This window comes from Streptomyces sp. MAI_2237 (genome assembly GCF_054189285.1).
Genome location: NZ_JAJPGQ010000003.1, coordinates 2,500,404 through 2,515,538 on the forward strand (window position 1 = coordinate 2,500,404; position 15,135 = coordinate 2,515,538).

Sequence of the window (15,135 nt, forward strand, 5' to 3'; positions counted from 1 at the left end):
CCGATGGACACCGAAGCACAGCACACGGAGCGCGACCGCTCCTCCCGCCCTGCACCAGAGGCCGCGGAGGAACGGTCGCGTTTCGCGTTGGTGGCGCGGATCACCCAGTGGCTGCCCGGCGGGCGGATCTCCCTGACCCTGCTGGTCTGTCTGGTGTTCCTGCTGATCCTCAACGCTTTCGTGGTCCGGCCCTTCCAGATTCCCAGCGGATCCATGGAAGACGGATTGAGGATCGGGGACCGCGTTCTCGTAAATAAGTTGGCGTACCGTTTCGGTGCCGAGCCGCGGCGCGGCGATGTTGTGGTGTTCGACGGAAGTGGGTATTTCGGGAACGCCGACTACATCAAGCGCGTCGTGGGAGTAGGGGGAGACCGGGTGGTCTGCTGTGACAAGGAGGGGAGGATCGAGGTGAACGGCCGGTCGGTCGACGAGTCGGCGTTCCTGTACCCCGGGGACAGCCCCTCGACGGTTCCCTTCCACGTCGTCGTGCCCGACGGCACCCTCTTCGTCCTCGGCGACCACCGCAGCAACTCCCGCGACTCCCGCGACCACCTGGGCTCGCCCGGCGGCGGCATGATCCCGGTCTCCGACGTCATCGGACGGGCCGACTGGATCGTCTGGCCCACCGCCCACTGGAGCCGCCTGCAGCGGCCGGGCGCCTACGCGCGCGTGCCCGCCGCGTCCCCGACGGCCGGCGGTGGCCATGGGTAACCGCGGCAAACCGCGCCGTCCCGAGCCGAGCGGCGGCGGCCACGGCACCTTCGGCACCGAGAACCTGCTGCCCACCGGCTCCCGCCGTACCTCCGGCCCGGCGTCGGGCTCCGCGCCCAGCGGCGGCCGCACCCGCGCCGAGCGGCGCAAGCTGCAGCGCAAGGTCAAACGCAAGCGCCGGCGCAGCGCGGTCAAGGAGATACCCCTTCTCGTCGGCGTGGCCGTCCTGATAGCGCTCGTCCTCAAGACGTTCCTGGTGCAGGCGTTCGTCATCCCCTCCGGGTCCATGGAGCAGACGATCCGCATCGGCGACCGGGTCCTGGTGGACAAGTTCACGCCATGGTTCGGCTCCAAGCCCGAGCGCGGGGACGTCGTCGTCTTCAAGGACCCCGGCGGCTGGCTCGCGGGCGAGCAGACCACCACGACGAAGGACGACCCCGTCGTCGTCAAGCAGATCAAGGAAGGGCTCACCTTCATCGGCCTGCTGCCGTCGGCCAACGACAAGGATCTGATCAAGCGGGTCATCGGGGTCGGCGGCGACCACGTCAAGTGCTGCGACGCGCAAGGTCGGGTGACCGTCAACGGGGTGCCGTTGACCGAGGGCGACTACCTGTATCCCGGGAACGCGCCGTCGACCCAGCAGTTCGACATCACCGTTCCCCAGGGGCGGCTGTGGGTGATGGGCGACCACCGCGGCAACTCCGCGGACTCCCGCGCCCACATGAACACCGCCTACGGCGGCACCGTCTCCGTGGACTCCGTGGTGGGCCGGGCCAAGGTCATCGCCTGGCCCCTCGGCCACTGGACCTCGCTCGACGAACCTAAAACTTTCGCCTCCGTTTCCAACTCCGTGTCGGGGACGACCGCGGCGCCCGAGCTGTCGCATAGGGTTGCCCCAGACGATCTGAAGACAGCGATCCAGCTCCCGAGCCCTGCGGAACTCCCGCTCGTTATGGGAGTGGTGGGCCTGCGCCGCGCATGGGGCAGGCGGCGGCACAGAGTGAGGAGTTGGCGTGGGGGATGTGGCGGTTGGCGCACGGTCCGGACACGACGGCGAGGAGCATCGCGGACGCCCCGCGGAAGCCGTCCCGGCCGCGGACAGCGCCGTGACCTCCGGGAGTGACTCCGGTACCGGCGAGGACGGCACCATGCCCGGCGAGCAGACCAGGACGGACGGCCAGGGCCCCGGCGACTCGGCGCCCGCGCCGAAGAAGCAGCGCTCCTTCTGGAAGGAGCTGCCCATCCTGATCGGCATCGCGCTCGTCCTGGCGCTGCTGATCAAGACCTTCCTGGTGCAGGCGTTCTCGATCCCCTCGGACTCGATGCAGAACACCCTCCAGCAGGGTGACCGGGTCCTGGTCGACAAGCTCACGCCCTGGTTCGGCTCCAAGCCCCAGCGCGGCGAGGTCGTCGTCTTCCACGACCCGGACAACTGGCTGGCCGGCGAGCCGACGCCCAACCCGAACCCGGTGCAGAAGGTCCTCAGCTGGATCGGCCTGATGCCGTCCGCCGAGGAGAAGGACCTCATCAAGCGCGTCATCGGCGTCGGCGGCGACACGGTCTCCTGCAAGGGCACCGGCCCGCTGAAGGTCAACGGCAAGGCGCTGAACGACAAGTCCTTCGTCTACGCCGGCAACACCCCGTGCAGCGTCGACGACCAGGGCGGCCAGTTCTCGGTGAAGGTCCCCAAGGGCTACATCTGGGTCATGGGCGACCACCGCCAGAACTCGCGCGACTCCCGCTACAACCAGAACGACAAGCATCACGGCATGGTCCCGGTGAAGGACGTCGTGGGCCGCGCCATCGTCATCGCCTGGCCGATCAACCGCTGGGACACCCTGCCGATCCCGGACACCTTCGACCAGACCGGCATCAACGACAAGTCCTCGGCCTCCGCCGCCCTCACGGTCGCGCCGAACGCCGTCGCCCTCGTCGGCGTCCTGCCGGTCGCCCTGTGGCGCCGCAGGAAGACCTCGGTGGCCGAGACCCGCTGAATCCCTCCGTGGACCCGCGCCGCGGCGGCTTGGTGAAGCCCTGGTGCAGTTGTGACCAGGGTGCGCCCCACAGGGGCTGACCGGGTCAGGTACCGCCGGGTAGGGTGCGGGTCCATGGGTGGCGAGAGCACGACACGTACGGCACCGCGCAGCGGTGGCAAGAGCACGGGCCCGGTGGGCAGCAAGGCCGGACAGCGACTGTCCGGACTGGCCGTCGCACTGGGCATCGTGCTGTTCCTCGGCGGATTCGGCTGGGGAGCGGTGGTGTACCGGCCGTACACGGTGCCGACCACCTCGATGACTCCGACCATCGACGCCGGTGACCGGGTGCTGGCCGAGCGCGTCGACGGCAGCGAGATACGCCGGGGCGACGTCGTCGTCTTCAACGACAAGACCTGGGTCACCAACGCCTCCGTCGTCAAGCGTGTGGTGGCCGTCGGCGGTGACACCGTCTCCTGCTGCACCGACGGCAAGCTGACCGTCAACGGCAAGCAGATCGACGAGGGCTACCTCAAGGGCGCCGCCGCCGAGGACAAGAAGATCCCGACCGTGAAGGTCCCCCAGGGCCGCCTGTTCCTGCTCGGCGACGAGCGCTCCGGCTCCCTGGACTCCTCCGCCCACCTCAGCGACGCCGCCCAGGGCACCGTGGCGCGCTCCGCCGTGACCGCCCGCGTGGACGCCGTCGTCTGGCCCGCGAAGGGCATGCTGCAGCGCCCGACCGGCTTCTCGGCGCTCGGCGCACTGTCCACGCCGGGACCGCTGAAGCTCATCGTCACCCTCATCGTCGTGGGCGGCGTCCTGGTCCTCGGCGGCGGGGCCTACGGCCCGATCGCCAAGCGGCTGGGCAACCGCCGCGCCCGCACCCGGACGGAGCCCGTGGGTGCCCGCTGAGGCGACCCACGATGTCTCCCCGCAGGGGCTGCGCAAGGTCGCCCGGGTCGTCCTGCTCGACCCCGACGACCGCATCCTCCTCCTGCACGGTCATGAACCGGACGATCCGGCCGACGACTGGTGGTTCACGCCCGGCGGTGGACTGGAGGGCGAGGAGACTCGTGAAGAGGCCGCCCTGCGGGAACTCGCCGAGGAGACCGGGATCACCGAGGTCGAGCTCGGACCGGTGCTGTGGCGGCGGAGGTGCTCGTTCCCGTTCGCCGGCCGTCGCTGGGACCAGGACGAGTGGTACTACCTGGCCCGTACGGCGCAGACGGCGACGCGGGCGACGGCCTTGACGGAGCTGGAGCGGCGCAGCGTGGCCGGTGCCCGGTGGTGGACGTGTGCGGAACTGACCCGGGCACATGAGACGGTGTATCCGACCAGACTCGCCGAGCTGCTGAGGCTGCTGCTCGACGAAGGTCCCCCGGCCAGGCCCGTGACCCTCGAACCGGAAGTCGTCCAGTGACCCGGAAATCGACTGGGGGCGCGCGGGACTGGCGCACAATGGGGGGATCGCACGGCTGAAGGGGAACATGCCATGAGCGCCGAGGACCTCGAGAAGTACGAGACCGAGATGGAGCTGAAGCTCTACCGGGAGTACCGCGATGTCGTCGGTCTGTTCAAATACGTGATCGAGACCGAGCGGCGCTTCTACCTGACCAACGACTACGAGATGCAGGTGCACTCGGTCCAGGGCGAGGTGTTCTTCGAGGTGTCGATGGCGGATGCCTGGGTGTGGGACATGTACCGGCCGGCGCGCTTCGTGAAGCAGGTCCGGGTGCTGACGTTCAAGGACGTGAACATCGAGGAGCTCAACAAGAGCGACCTCGAGCTGCCGAGCAGCTGAGCCGTTCCCATGCGCACCCGTGTGCCTGTTCACCGGTGTGCCTGTGTACTGGTGTTCCGGTGTGCCTTTTCACCCGTGTGAGTGGCGGAGTTTTCCACAACCGGTGAGTAGTCCACCAAGATCCACTTGACCCGGGTGGATGCGTGACGGTTGGCACCGGAGGTGGTGCCGACATGAACGCACGGAGCGCACTCGGCAAGTACGGAGAAGACCTCGCCGCCCGCCGGCTGACCGAGACCGGGATGACGGTGCTGGAGCGCAACTGGCGCTGCGGCAGGTCCGGGGAGATCGACATCGTGGCGCGGGACGGCGAGGTGTTGGTCGTCTGCGAGGTGAAGACGCGGCGGGCGGGTTCCTTCCAGCACCCCATGGCCGCGGTCCCGCCCGAGAAGGCCCGGCGATTGCGGAGTCTCGCCGAGCACTGGATCCACGCACACGGTGGCGCACCGCCGGGAGGGGTCCGCATCGACCTCGTCGGCGTCGTCCTGCCGAGGCGCGGGGCCGCCCGCCTCGAGCATGCGCGGGGGGTGGCCTGAGATGGGCTTCGCGCGTACCTGTTCGGTGGCACTGGTGGGCGTCGAGGGCGTCGTCGTCGAGGTCCAGGCCGACCTGGAACCGGGAGTGGCCGCGTTCACCCTGGTGGGACTGCCGGACAAGAGCCTGACGGAGAGCAGGGACCGGGTCCGGGCCGCGGTCGTCAACTCCGGCGGCGAGTGGCCGCAGAAGAAACTCACGGTAGGACTCAGTCCCGCCTCGGTGCCGAAGGCCGGCAGCGGGTTCGACCTCGCCGTCGCCTGCGCCGTGCTCGGTGCCTCCGAACGCATCGATCCGCGCGTCCTCGCGGACATCGTCATGATCGGGGAGCTGGGACTGGACGGCCGGGTGCGCCCGGTCCGCGGCATCCTGCCGGCGGTGCTCGCCGCCGCGGACGCCGGATACGAGCAGGTGGTCGTGCCCGAGTGCGCTGCCGCCGAGGCCTCGCTGGTACCCGGCGTCTCCGTCCTCGGGGTGCGCAGCCTGCGCCAGCTGATCGCGGTCCTGGCGGACGAGCCGGTACCCGAGGAGGAACCGGACGAGGAGGGCCGCCCGGACCCCCTCCTCGCCGGTCTGCGGGTGCCCGGCACCGGCGCGGCCACGGGTATGCCCAGCTTCGGCGCCGCCCAGCACGAACACGACCTCGCCGACGTCGTCGGCCAGATCTCGGCGCGCACGGCGGTGGAGGTCGCCGCGGCGGGCGGCCACCACCTGTTCCTGGAATGCCCGCCCGGTGCCGGCAAGACGATGCTCGCGGAACGGCTGCCTGCCATCCTGCCCCGGCTCACCCGCGAGGAGTCGCTGGAGGTCACGGCCGTCCACTCGGTGGCCGGCCTGCTGCCACCGGGTAAACCGCTGATCGACATCGCGCCCTACTGCGCCCCGCACCACTCGGCGACCATGCAGGCGCTCGTGGGCGGTGGACAGGGGGTCGCGCGGCCCGGAGCCGTGTCCCTGTCGCATCGCGGTGTTCTCTTCCTGGACGAGACCCCCGAGTTCAGCAGCCGGGCCCTCGACGCGTTGCGGCAGCCCCTGGAAGCCGGCCATGTGGTGATCGCCCGCAGTGCCGGGGTGGTGCGGTTCCCGGCGAGGTTCCTGATGGTGCTCGCCGCCAACCCCTGCCCCTGCGGCCGCTTCTCGCAGACCGACGACTTCTGCGAGTGCCCGCCCTCGGCCGTCCGCCGCTACCAGGCACGACTGTCCGGACCGCTGCTCGACCGCGTCGACCTTCGCGTCGAGGTGGACCGGGTCACGCGCGCCGAGCTGACGTTGCGGGGTGCGCACGGCGAGTCGACGGCGACGGTCGCCGATCGGGTGCGGGCGGCCCGGCAACGGGCGTCGGCACGGCTCGCCGGCACACCGTGGCGGACCAACAGCGAGATCCCGGGCCGGGAACTGCGCAACCGCTGGCACGCGGCGAGCGGCGCGATGGACGAAGCCGAGCGCAGTCTGGAACGGGGCGTGCTGACGGCCCGCGGACTCGACCGGGTCCTGCGGGTCGCCTGGACGGTCGCCGATCTCGTCGGCCACGACAGGCCGGACGCGACGGACGTCGCCCTCGCGCTGCAGCTGCGTACGGGAGTGCCGAGGGGCGTTCCCATGGCGATCGGGGCGATGACGTGAGCGCCGCCGAGGACCTGGACGACGAACTGCTCGCGCGGGTGCTTCTCAGCCGGGTTCTCGAACCCGGGGACCCGGTCGGGGGTCGGTGGGTTCGGGAGTGGGGTGCCGTGAAGGTGGCGCGGGTGCTGCGGGTCGGGGGGCCGCAGCCGGCCGGGGTCAGCGACCGGCGGTGGGCCGGGATGCTGGGGCGGGCCCGGGAGGCCGACGCCGGCCGGGATCTGCGGGCCGCGCGGGACGCCGGTGTGCGGTTCGTGGTGCCGGGCGGCCCGGAGTGGCCCGGCCAGCTCGACGACCTCGGGGACACCCGCCCGCTGGGGCTGTGGGTGCGCGGTCGGCCCAGCCTGCGGATGTGGGCGCTGAGATCCGTCGCCGTCGTCGGCGCCCGCGCCTGCACCGAGTACGGCGCCCACATGGCGGCCACGCTCGGCGCCGGCCTCGCCGAACACGGCTGGGTGGTCGTCTCCGGCGGCGCCTACGGAGTCGACGGCGCCGCGCACCGGGGCGCGCTCGGCGCGGGCGGCGCCACCGTCGCCGTACTGGCCTGCGGGGTCGACCGGCCCTACCCCCGCGGACACACCGAGCTGATCAACCGGATCGCGGAGCAGGGACTCGTCGTCGGGGAGCTGCCGCCCGGCGAGCACCCGACGGCCGGCCGTTTCGTCGTCCGCAATCGCGTCATCGCCGCCCTGACCAGGGGAACCGTCGTCGTGGAGGCCGCCCACCGCAGCGGCTCGCTGGTCACGGCCAGGGCGGCGCAGCGGCTCGGCCGGCACACGATGGGCGTGCCGGGCCCCGCCACCAGCAGCCTGTCGGCCGGAGTGCACGAACTGCTGCGGGGCGACGCCGTGCTCGTCACCGACCCCGCGGAAGTCGTCGAACTGGTCGGCGACATGGGCCAGCTGGCACCGGAGCGACGCGGACCCGTGCTGCCCAGGGATCTGCTGGAGGCCGCCGCCCGGCGGGTGCTCGCCGCGCTGCCCGGGCGTGGCACGGCGTCGGCCGCCGCCGTCGCGCGGGGCGCGCAGACCTCTCCGGAGGACGCGGTCGCGCGCCTGTACGAACTTCGATCACTTGGTTACGTCGAACGACACGGCGACGGCTGGAAGTTGACGCGCCAGGCCGTGACCTCCGGACGGGAGGGGGTGGTGGAGGTCGACGGAGCGTGTTCGGCCGTCCGGGGGAACGCCTGACACCTGGGCAAACGCCTCCGCAGGACGGTGTCGGCCGGTCACGCTGGGCAATCGCCCTGAGTGCGCGGGGCGCCCGTCGGAACGTTCTGCGTACCCGTTCCCCGCTCTTTCTCGCGCAAAGCGACGCTCCAGTCACGCTACGCTCACGGGGATTCCGACGCACTTCACGTAGAACGCGTACTTCACGGCAGAACGGCACAAGGCGACGAATGCCCCAGCACACCTCCGGGTCCGACCGGGCGGCGATCCCCCCAGCCGCCCGTGACGGTGGCAGCGTGCGGCCGCCCGCTCCCTCGACGCTCGACGAGCTGTGGCGGTCGTACAAGGCGACGGGGGACGAGCGGCTGCGGGAGCAGCTGATCCTGCACTACTCGCCGCTGGTCAAATACGTGGCGGGGCGGGTGAGCGTCGGTCTGCCGCCCAATGTGGAGCAGGCCGACTTCGTCTCGTCGGGCGTCTTCGGGCTGATCGACGCGATCGAGAAGTTCGACGTCGACCGGGAGATCAAGTTCGAGACCTACGCGATCACCCGGATCCGGGGCGCGATGATCGACGAGCTGCGGGCGCTGGACTGGATCCCGCGCTCGGTGCGGCAGAAGGCGCGCAACGTGGAGCGGGCGTACGCCACGCTGGAGGCGCGGCTCAGACGGACGCCGTCGGAGGGGGAGGTGGCCGCCGAGATGGGCATCGCGGTGGACGACCTCCACGCGGTGTTCAGTCAGTTGTCGCTGGCCAACGTGGTGGCGCTGGAGGAACTGCTGCACGTGGGCGGTGAGGGCGGCGACCGGCTGAGTCTGATGGACACCCTGGAGGACACCGCCGCGGACAATCCCGTGGAGGTGGCCGAGGACCGGGAGCTGCGGCGGTTCCTGGCGCGGGCCGTCAACACCCTGCCCGAGCGGGAGAAGACCGTCGTCACGCTGTACTACTACGAGGGCCTCACGCTCGCCGAGATCGGCAACGTGCTCGGTGTGACCGAGAGCCGGGTGAGTCAGATCCACACCAAGTCCGTGCTGCAGCTGCGGGCGAAGCTGGCCGGCTTCGGGCGGTGACGGCCCGCCGGAGCGCGTGACTCCCTCCCGTCGGGGGTGGCGCGTCCGTAAAGTGGTTGACGTGCCAAGGATTCGAGCGGCCTCCGTGGCCGAACACCGGTCGATGCAGCGAGCCGCCCTGCTGGACGCGGCTCGGTCCCTGCTGTCCGAGGGCGGGACGGAGGCGCTGACGTTCCCGGCCCTCGCCGAGCGGACGGGGCTGGCGCGGTCGTCCGTGTACGAGTACTTCCGGTCGCGGGCCGCGGTGGTCGAGGAGCTGTGCCAGGTCGACTTCCCCGTGTGGGCGGCCGAGGTCGCGGCGGCCATGGAGCGGGAGGACGCGGCCGAGGACCGGATCGAGGCGTACGTACGGCGGCAGCTGGAGCTGGTGGGGGACCGGCGGCACCGGGCCGTGGTCGCGATCTCCGCGAGCGAGCTGGACGCCGGGGCGCGGGAGCGGATCCGGGCCGCGCACGGCGGGCTCGTGACGATGATCGTCGAGGCGCTGGCGGAGATGGGGCACGCGGAGCCCCGGCTGGCCGCGATGCTGGTGCAGGGCGTGGTGGACGCGGCCGTGCGGCGCATCGAGCTGGGCGCCGAGGAGCCCGCGGTGGTCGCGGACGCGGCGGTGGGCATGGCGCTACGGGGCGTTCGCGGCTGAGACCGGCCGGGGCAGAGGCACTCCGAGCACCGGCAGCAGTCTCGACGGCCCTCCGTGCAGCAGCCACGGCGGGAGCAGCGACAGGGGATCCAGATAGGTCCGCCCCCTGCGCAGGCCCCAGTGCACGCAGGTCACCGCGCAGTGCGCACCCGTCGGCTCCACCACGCCCACCACCTCGCCCGCCGCCACCTCGGCACCCTTGTGCACGGACGGCCGCACCGGCTCGTACGTCGTGCGCAGATCCGTTCCGCCCAGCTCCACCGAGACCACGCCCCGGCCCGCCACCCGGCCCGCGAAGGAGACGCGGCCGGCCGCCACCGCGCGCACCGGTGTCCCGGCCGGCGCCGCCAGGTCCACGCCGCGGTGACCGGGGCCGTAGACCGTCGCCGGGGGCTCCCAGCCCCGTAGGACCATGGGGTGGGTGCCCACCGGCCAGGCGCGGCCGATCGCGGGGGCGCCGGGGGAGGGGGCCGCCGGGGAGGGCGGGGGCTCCGCCCACGCCCAAGGGGTCACGGCCGCCCACGCCAGGACCGGCAGAGCCGCCGCCGTCAGGCGTCCGTATCGCATCGCTCGCATGCGGAAACCGTCCCGCATCCCCGTCGATCATGGCCGGGATCTGTGGACAACTCCCGGGTTGTGGACAGCGGCGTCACCCGGTGCCCCGCCGGTCCCGTACACTTCTTCTGGCGATCCGGGTCACCGGGTCGACTTCGCACGCCCCGACATCAGGTGGTCACCCGCCGGTGTCAGCGCCTCTCGGTCCTTCGCGGCAAGGCGCACGCGGGCGTCAGGCGCGGGAGCCGTCCGGTACCCGCGGCACAACCGAGAAAACCAAGGAGAAACGGCCATGGCCGTCGTCACGATGCGGGAGCTGCTGGAGAGCGGCGTCCACTTCGGTCACCAGACCCGTCGCTGGAACCCGAAGATGAAGCGCTTCATCTTCACCGAGCGCAACGGCATCTACATCATCGACCTGCTCCAGTCGCTGTCGTACATCGACCGCGCCTACGAGTTCGTCAAGGAGACCGTCGCCCACGGCGGCACGGTCATGTTCGTCGGCACGAAGAAGCAGGCGCAGGAGGCCATCGCCGAGCAGGCCACCCGCGTCGGCATGCCCTACGTCAACCAGCGCTGGCTGGGCGGCATGCTCACCAACTTCTCCACCGTCTACAAGCGTCTGCAGCGCCTCAAGGAGCTCGAGCAGATCGACTTCGAGGACGTCGCCGCGTCCGGTCTGACCAAGAAGGAGCTTCTCGTGCTCTCGCGCGAGAAGGCCAAGCTGGAGAAGACCCTCGGTGGTATCCGCGAGATGTCCAAGGTTCCCAGCGCCGTCTGGATCGTGGACACCAAGAAGGAGCACATCGCGGTCGGCGAGGCCCGCAAGCTCAACATCCCGGTCGTCGCCATCCTCGACACCAACTGCGACCCCGACGAGGTCGACTACAAGATCCCGGGCAACGACGACGCGATCCGCTCCGTCACCCTGCTCACCCGCGTGATCGCCGACGCCGTCGCCGAGGGCCTCATCTCCCGCAGCGGTGTGGCCACCGAGGGCAAGGAGAAGGCCGCGGGCGAGCCGCTCGCCGAGTGGGAGCGCGACCTGCTCGAGGGCGAGAAGAAGGCCGACGAGGCCCCCGCCGCCGAGGCCGAGAAGCCGGCCGAGGCTGCTGAGGCTCCCGCCGCCGAGGCCCCTGCCGCCGAGGCCCCCGAGGCCGAGGCTCCGGCCGCCGAGGCCGCTCCGGCCGCGGACGCCGAGCAGGCCTGACCCGTCAGCGTCAGGAGTTGACGGCGGGAGCGGACGGTATCCATCAGCGCCTCCGGCGCGGGGAAACCCGCTCCCGCCGTTCACCCGTAGGTCGGCGGTGAGTCAACGGCCCCCGACCCCATGGGGGCCACAGACCCCGTAGATCTTCGATCTTCCAGACTTCGAGAAAGATTCACAGACTCATGGCGAACTACACCGCCGCCGACGTCAAGAAGCTTCGTGAGCTCACCGGCGCCGGCATGATGGACTGCAAGAAGGCGCTGGACGAGGCCGAGGGCAACGTCGACAAGGCCGTCGAGGCGCTGCGCATCAAGGGCCAGAAGGGCGTCGCCAAGCGCGAGGGCCGCTCCGCCGAGAACGGCGCCGTGGTCTCCATCATCGCCGACGACAACTCCTCCGGCGTCCTCGTCGAGCTGAAGTGCGAGACGGACTTCGTCGCCAAGGGCGAGAAGTTCCAGGCCGTCGCCACCGCGATCGCCGAGCACATCGCGAAGACCTCCCCGGCCGACCTCGACGCCCTGCTCGCCTCCGAGATCGAGGCCGGCAAGACCGTCCAGGCGTTCGTGGACGAGGCCAACGCCAACCTGGGCGAGAAGATCGTCCTGGACCGCTTCGCGCAGTACTCCGACGGCTACGTCCTCGCGTACATGCACCGCACGATGCCCGACCTGCCCCCGCAGATCGGTGTCCTCGTCGAGCTGGACAAGCCGAACGCCGAGGTCGCCAAGGGCATCGCCCAGCACATCGCCGCCTTCGCGCCGAAGTACCTCTCCAAGGAGGACGTGCCGGCCGAGGTCGTCGAGTCCGAGCGTCGCATCGCCGAGGAGACCACCCGCGCCGAGGGCAAGCCCGAGGCCGCCCTGCCGAAGATCGTCGAGGGTCGCCTCAACGGCTTCTTCAAGGACGCCACGCTGCTCGGCCAGCCGTACGCGCTCGACAACAAGAAGTCCGTCCAGAAGGTCCTGGACGAGGCCGGTGTCACCCTGAAGCGCTTCGCGCGCATCAAGGTCGGCATCTGAGTCCGTACCGCGATCGGCGCACGACCCCGATAGGGTCGTACGCAGTTGTCAGCGGGTGACGGACGACAGCGGATCTGACGAGGAGGCCATTGCCGAGCATGGGAGCGAAACGCCACCCCAGCGGCAATGGCCTTCTTCGTATGTGCAACACGTGAAAGAGGCGGGATCTCCATGACCACCAAGCCCCAGAAGAGCGACGACGGCAAAGTACGCGGCCGGTTTCTGCTGAAGCTGTCCGGTGAGGCCTTCTCCGGTGGTGGGGGCCTGGGGGTCGACCCCGACGTGGTGCACAAGATCGCCCGCGAGATCGCGGCCGTCGTCCGCGACGGCGCGGAGATCGCGGTCGTCATCGGCGGCGGCAACTTCTTCCGCGGCGCCGAGCTCCAGCAGCGCGGCATGGACCGGGCCCGCTCGGACTACATGGGCATGCTCGGCACCGTCATGAACTGCCTCGCCCTCCAGGACTTCCTGGAGAAGGAGGGCATCCAGTCCCGGGTGCAGACCGCGATCACCATGGGGCAGGTCGCCGAGCCGTACATCCCGCTGCGCGCCATCCGGCACCTGGAGAAGGGCCGCGTGGTCATCTTCGGCGCCGGAATGGGCATGCCCTACTTCTCCACCGACACCACCGCCGCCCAGCGTGCCCTGGAGATCGACGCCGAGGCGCTGCTGATGGGCAAGAACGGCGTCGACGGGGTCTACGACTCCGACCCCAAGCGCAACCCCGACGCCGTCAAGTTCGACTCCCTGGGCTACGGCGAGGTCATCACCCGCGACCTGAAGGTCGCCGACGCCACCGCCATCACGCTGTGCCGCGACAACAAGCTTCCGATCCTCGTCTTCGAGCTTCTGGCCGAGGGCAATATCGCCCGCGCCGTCAAGGGTGAGAAGATCGGCACGCTGGTGGGTGACCAGGACAGCCGGGACTGACAGGCAACACCTACGGACCCTGACCGGGGGATGGACAATGTCCCGCAGGTCGGGAACCGTGCAGGAAGAAGACGCGACGCAGCCGGCCGCCGCCCCACCTAGGAACCGCAGCCGGGCCTCACTCAAGACACGCAGGAGCAAGTGGTGATCGAAGAGACCCTCCTCGAGGCCGAGGAGAAGATGGAGAAGGCCGTCGTGGTCGCCAAGGAGGACTTCGCCGCGATTCGCACCGGTCGTGCGCACCCGGCGATGTTCAACAAGATCGTGGCCGACTACTACGGCGCGCCGACGCCGATCAACCAGCTGGCTTCGTTCTCCGTGCCGGAGCCGCGCATGGCGGTCGTGACCCCGTTCGACAAGACGGCCCTGCGCAACATCGAGCAGGCCATCCGCGACTCCGACCTGGGTGTCAACCCGAGCAACGACGGCAACATCATCCGGGTGGTCTTCCCCGAGCTCACCGAGGAGCGCCGCCGCGACTACATCAAGGTCGCCAAGGGCAAGGCCGAGGACGCGCGCGTGTCCATCCGTTCCGTGCGCCGCAAGGCCAAGGACGCCATCGACAAGCTGATCAAGGACGGCGAGGTCGGCGAGGACGAGGGCCGCCGCGCCGAGAAGGAGCTCGACGACTCCACCCACAAGTACGTGGCACAGGTCGACGAGCTCCTGAAGCACAAGGAAGCGGAGCTGCTCGAGGTCTGATGAACGACTCTTCCTGGGGAGCGCCGCCACACACCGGGTCGCAGGCCGGCTACTGGGGGCCCCATGACCAGGGGCCTGTCCAGGGGGCTGCCCCGGCGGGTCCCGCGTACGATGCGCCCAAGGCGCAGCAGACTCGCCCCATGCCCATCGTGCCCGACGGACCCGTACCTCGATACGGCGACGACCAGGATGACGACCGGGGGGCCGCTCGGCTGAGCGGCCCCTTGTTCCGCGACGAATCGCCGCAGGCGCAGACCTACGACATGCCGCAGGCACCGCCCCACCCGGCGGCGCAGCAGAATCCGGAGCCCATGCCCGACGCCCCTCAGCCGGCGCCGCCGCCGCAGAAGAAGAGCGCGGGGCGCGACCTGGGCGCGGCCATAGGGGTCGGCGTCGGGCTCGGCGTGGTGATCATCGCGTCGCTGTTCGTCGTCAAGGCCGTCTTCGTCGGCGTCGTCGCGGTCGCCGTCGTCGTCGGCCTGTGGGAGCTGACCAGCCGGCTGCAGGAGCGCAAGGGCATCAAGGCGCCCCTCGTCCCGCTGGCGCTCGGTGGCGCGGCGATGGTCGTCGCCGGGTACGTCCGGGGTGCCGAGGGCGCGTGGGTGGCGATGGCGCTGACGGCCCTCGCGGTCCTCGTCTGGCGCATGACGGAGCCGCCGGAGGGCTACCTCAAGGACGTCACGGCGGGTGTCTTCGCCGCCTTCTACGTCCCGTTCCTCGCGACCTTCGTCGCCATGATGCTGACGGCCGACGACGGCCCGTGGCGGGTGCTGACCTTCCTGCTCCTGACGGTCGTCAGCGACACGGGCGCGTACGCCGTCGGCTGGCGCTTCGGCCGGCACAAGCTGGCGCCGCGCATCAGCCCGGGCAAGACCCGCGAGGGCCTGCTCGGCGCGGTGTCGTTCGCGATGGTGGCGGGTGCGCTGTGCATGCAGTTCCTGATCGACGACGGCGCCTGGTGGCAGGGCCTCGTCCTCGGCTTCGCGGTCGCGGCCAGCGCCACGCTGGGCGACCTCGGCGAGTCGATGATCAAGCGGGACCTGGGCATCAAGGACATGGGCACGCTCCTGCCCGGCCACGGCGGCATCATGGACCGCCTGGACTCGCTGCTGCCGACGGCTCCGGTGGTGTGGCTGCTGCTGGTGCTGTTCGTCGGATCGGGCTGACAGGCCTCTGAAGTCCCGCTCGCTCGATG

General features: G+C 70.7%; 17 protein-coding genes. 16 read left to right on the forward strand and 1 reads right to left on the reverse strand.

From position 1 onward, the window contains the following. Window positions 1–3: 3 nt before the first annotated feature. The 11 genes from lepB (LN251_RS22015) to LN251_RS22065 all read left to right on the forward strand — a co-directional run bounded on the left by lepB (LN251_RS22015) (window position 4) and on the right by LN251_RS22065 (window position 9,524). Window positions 4–711 carry a signal peptidase I gene (gene lepB / locus LN251_RS22015; protein ID WP_458245873.1) on the forward strand — a complete coding sequence of 236 codons (708 nt, stop codon included), beginning with the start codon at window positions 4–6 and terminating at the stop codon, window positions 709–711. Continuing rightward, entirely contained in the window at window positions 704–1,834 is a 1,131-nt protein-coding gene (gene lepB / locus LN251_RS22020; RefSeq protein ID WP_458245874.1) for a signal peptidase I, read from the forward strand. Before lepB (LN251_RS22015) ends, lepB (LN251_RS22020) begins: the two co-directional genes overlap by 8 nt. Continuing rightward, window positions 1,725–2,705 carry a signal peptidase I gene (lepB, locus tag LN251_RS22025; RefSeq protein ID WP_458245875.1) on the forward strand — a complete coding sequence of 327 codons (981 nt, stop codon included), beginning with the start codon at window positions 1,725–1,727 and terminating at the stop codon, window positions 2,703–2,705. The genes lepB (LN251_RS22020) and lepB (LN251_RS22025) overlap by 110 nt, the downstream gene beginning before the upstream one ends. 114 nt (window positions 2,706–2,819) lie before the next feature. After that, complete coding sequence (lepB, locus tag LN251_RS22030; protein WP_458245876.1) at window positions 2,820–3,596, forward strand: signal peptidase I; 777 nt, start codon at window positions 2,820–2,822, stop codon at window positions 3,594–3,596. Then, on the forward strand, window positions 3,586–4,104 hold the full coding sequence (locus LN251_RS22035; protein ID WP_458245877.1) for an NUDIX hydrolase: 519 nt from the start codon (window positions 3,586–3,588) through the stop codon (window positions 4,102–4,104). Before lepB (LN251_RS22030) ends, LN251_RS22035 begins: the two co-directional genes overlap by 11 nt. Window positions 4,105–4,176: 72 nt before the next feature. Beyond that, complete coding sequence (locus LN251_RS22040) at window positions 4,177–4,485, forward strand: DUF2469 domain-containing protein (protein WP_055510545.1); 309 nt, start codon at window positions 4,177–4,179, stop codon at window positions 4,483–4,485. 173 nt (window positions 4,486–4,658) lie between these two features. Further along, entirely contained in the window at window positions 4,659–5,021 is a 363-nt protein-coding gene (locus LN251_RS22045; protein ID WP_458245878.1) for a YraN family protein, read from the forward strand. A gap of 1 nt (window position 5,022) precedes the next feature. Then, the gene (locus tag LN251_RS22050; RefSeq protein WP_458245879.1) at window positions 5,023–6,642 is read left to right on the forward strand and encodes a YifB family Mg chelatase-like AAA ATPase; all 1,620 of its coding nucleotides are present in this window, start codon (window positions 5,023–5,025) and stop codon (window positions 6,640–6,642) included. Further along, entirely contained in the window at window positions 6,639–7,832 is a 1,194-nt protein-coding gene (gene dprA / locus LN251_RS22055; protein ID WP_458245880.1) for a DNA-processing protein DprA, read from the forward strand. The genes LN251_RS22050 and dprA overlap by 4 nt, the downstream gene beginning before the upstream one ends. 209 nt (window positions 7,833–8,041) lie before the next feature. Then, a complete protein-coding gene (gene whiG / locus LN251_RS22060) occupies window positions 8,042–8,884 on the forward strand; it encodes an RNA polymerase sigma factor WhiG (protein WP_458245881.1) in 843 nt (280 codons plus the stop codon). Window positions 8,885–8,969: 85 nt separating this feature from the next. Beyond that, the gene (locus LN251_RS22065; protein WP_458246771.1) at window positions 8,970–9,524 is read left to right on the forward strand and encodes a TetR/AcrR family transcriptional regulator; all 555 of its coding nucleotides are present in this window, start codon (window positions 8,970–8,972) and stop codon (window positions 9,522–9,524) included. Here LN251_RS22065 and LN251_RS22070 read toward each other — a convergent pair. Next, entirely contained in the window at window positions 9,504–10,100 is a 597-nt protein-coding gene (locus tag LN251_RS22070; protein WP_458245882.1) for a peptidoglycan DD-metalloendopeptidase family protein, read from the reverse strand. The genes LN251_RS22065 and LN251_RS22070 overlap by 21 nt on opposite strands. 271 nt (window positions 10,101–10,371) lie before the next feature. Between LN251_RS22070 and rpsB the strand changes: the two genes are divergently transcribed. The 5 genes from rpsB to LN251_RS22095 all read left to right on the forward strand — a co-directional run bounded on the left by rpsB (window position 10,372) and on the right by LN251_RS22095 (window position 15,106). Further along, window positions 10,372–11,289 (forward strand): 30S ribosomal protein S2, encoded by a 918-nt coding sequence (rpsB, locus tag LN251_RS22075; protein ID WP_458245883.1) that lies wholly within the window; start codon window positions 10,372–10,374, stop codon window positions 11,287–11,289. Between the two features lie 182 nt (window positions 11,290–11,471). Next, entirely contained in the window at window positions 11,472–12,308 is an 837-nt protein-coding gene (tsf, locus tag LN251_RS22080; protein WP_458245884.1) for a translation elongation factor Ts, read from the forward strand. 171 nt (window positions 12,309–12,479) lie between these two features. After that, complete coding sequence (gene pyrH / locus LN251_RS22085; protein WP_058922723.1) at window positions 12,480–13,238, forward strand: UMP kinase; 759 nt, start codon at window positions 12,480–12,482, stop codon at window positions 13,236–13,238. Between the two features lie 144 nt (window positions 13,239–13,382). Further along, on the forward strand, window positions 13,383–13,940 hold the full coding sequence (gene frr, locus LN251_RS22090) for a ribosome recycling factor (protein WP_030943211.1): 558 nt from the start codon (window positions 13,383–13,385) through the stop codon (window positions 13,938–13,940). Beyond that, window positions 13,940–15,106 (forward strand): phosphatidate cytidylyltransferase, encoded by a 1,167-nt coding sequence (locus tag LN251_RS22095; RefSeq protein ID WP_458245885.1) that lies wholly within the window; start codon window positions 13,940–13,942, stop codon window positions 15,104–15,106. Before frr ends, LN251_RS22095 begins: the two co-directional genes overlap by 1 nt. The last annotated feature ends 29 nt before the right edge of the window (window positions 15,107–15,135 follow it).

What these genes read in the sequence shown, in the direction of transcription:
- lepB (WP_458245873.1), top strand. Translation starts at nt 4, where the DNA reads ATGGACACCGAAGCACAGCACACGGAGCGCGACCGCTCCTCCCGCCCT.
- lepB (WP_458245874.1), top strand. Translation starts at nt 704, where the DNA reads ATGGGTAACCGCGGCAAACCGCGCCGTCCCGAGCCGAGCGGCGGCGGC.
- lepB (WP_458245876.1), top strand. Translation starts at nt 2,820, where the DNA reads ATGGGTGGCGAGAGCACGACACGTACGGCACCGCGCAGCGGTGGCAAG.
- LN251_RS22040 (WP_055510545.1), top strand. Translation starts at nt 4,177, where the DNA reads ATGAGCGCCGAGGACCTCGAGAAGTACGAGACCGAGATGGAGCTGAAG.
- LN251_RS22045 (WP_458245878.1), top strand. Translation starts at nt 4,659, where the DNA reads ATGAACGCACGGAGCGCACTCGGCAAGTACGGAGAAGACCTCGCCGCC.
- LN251_RS22050 (WP_458245879.1), top strand. Translation starts at nt 5,023, where the DNA reads ATGGGCTTCGCGCGTACCTGTTCGGTGGCACTGGTGGGCGTCGAGGGC.
- whiG (WP_458245881.1), top strand. Translation starts at nt 8,042, where the DNA reads ATGCCCCAGCACACCTCCGGGTCCGACCGGGCGGCGATCCCCCCAGCC.
- LN251_RS22070 (WP_458245882.1), bottom strand. Translation starts at nt 10,100, where the DNA reads ATGCGAGCGATGCGATACGGACGCCTGACGGCGGCGGCTCTGCCGGTC.
- rpsB (WP_458245883.1), top strand. Translation starts at nt 10,372, where the DNA reads ATGGCCGTCGTCACGATGCGGGAGCTGCTGGAGAGCGGCGTCCACTTC.
- tsf (WP_458245884.1), top strand. Translation starts at nt 11,472, where the DNA reads ATGGCGAACTACACCGCCGCCGACGTCAAGAAGCTTCGTGAGCTCACC.
- pyrH (WP_058922723.1), top strand. Translation starts at nt 12,480, where the DNA reads ATGACCACCAAGCCCCAGAAGAGCGACGACGGCAAAGTACGCGGCCGG.
- LN251_RS22095 (WP_458245885.1), top strand. Translation starts at nt 13,940, where the DNA reads ATGAACGACTCTTCCTGGGGAGCGCCGCCACACACCGGGTCGCAGGCC.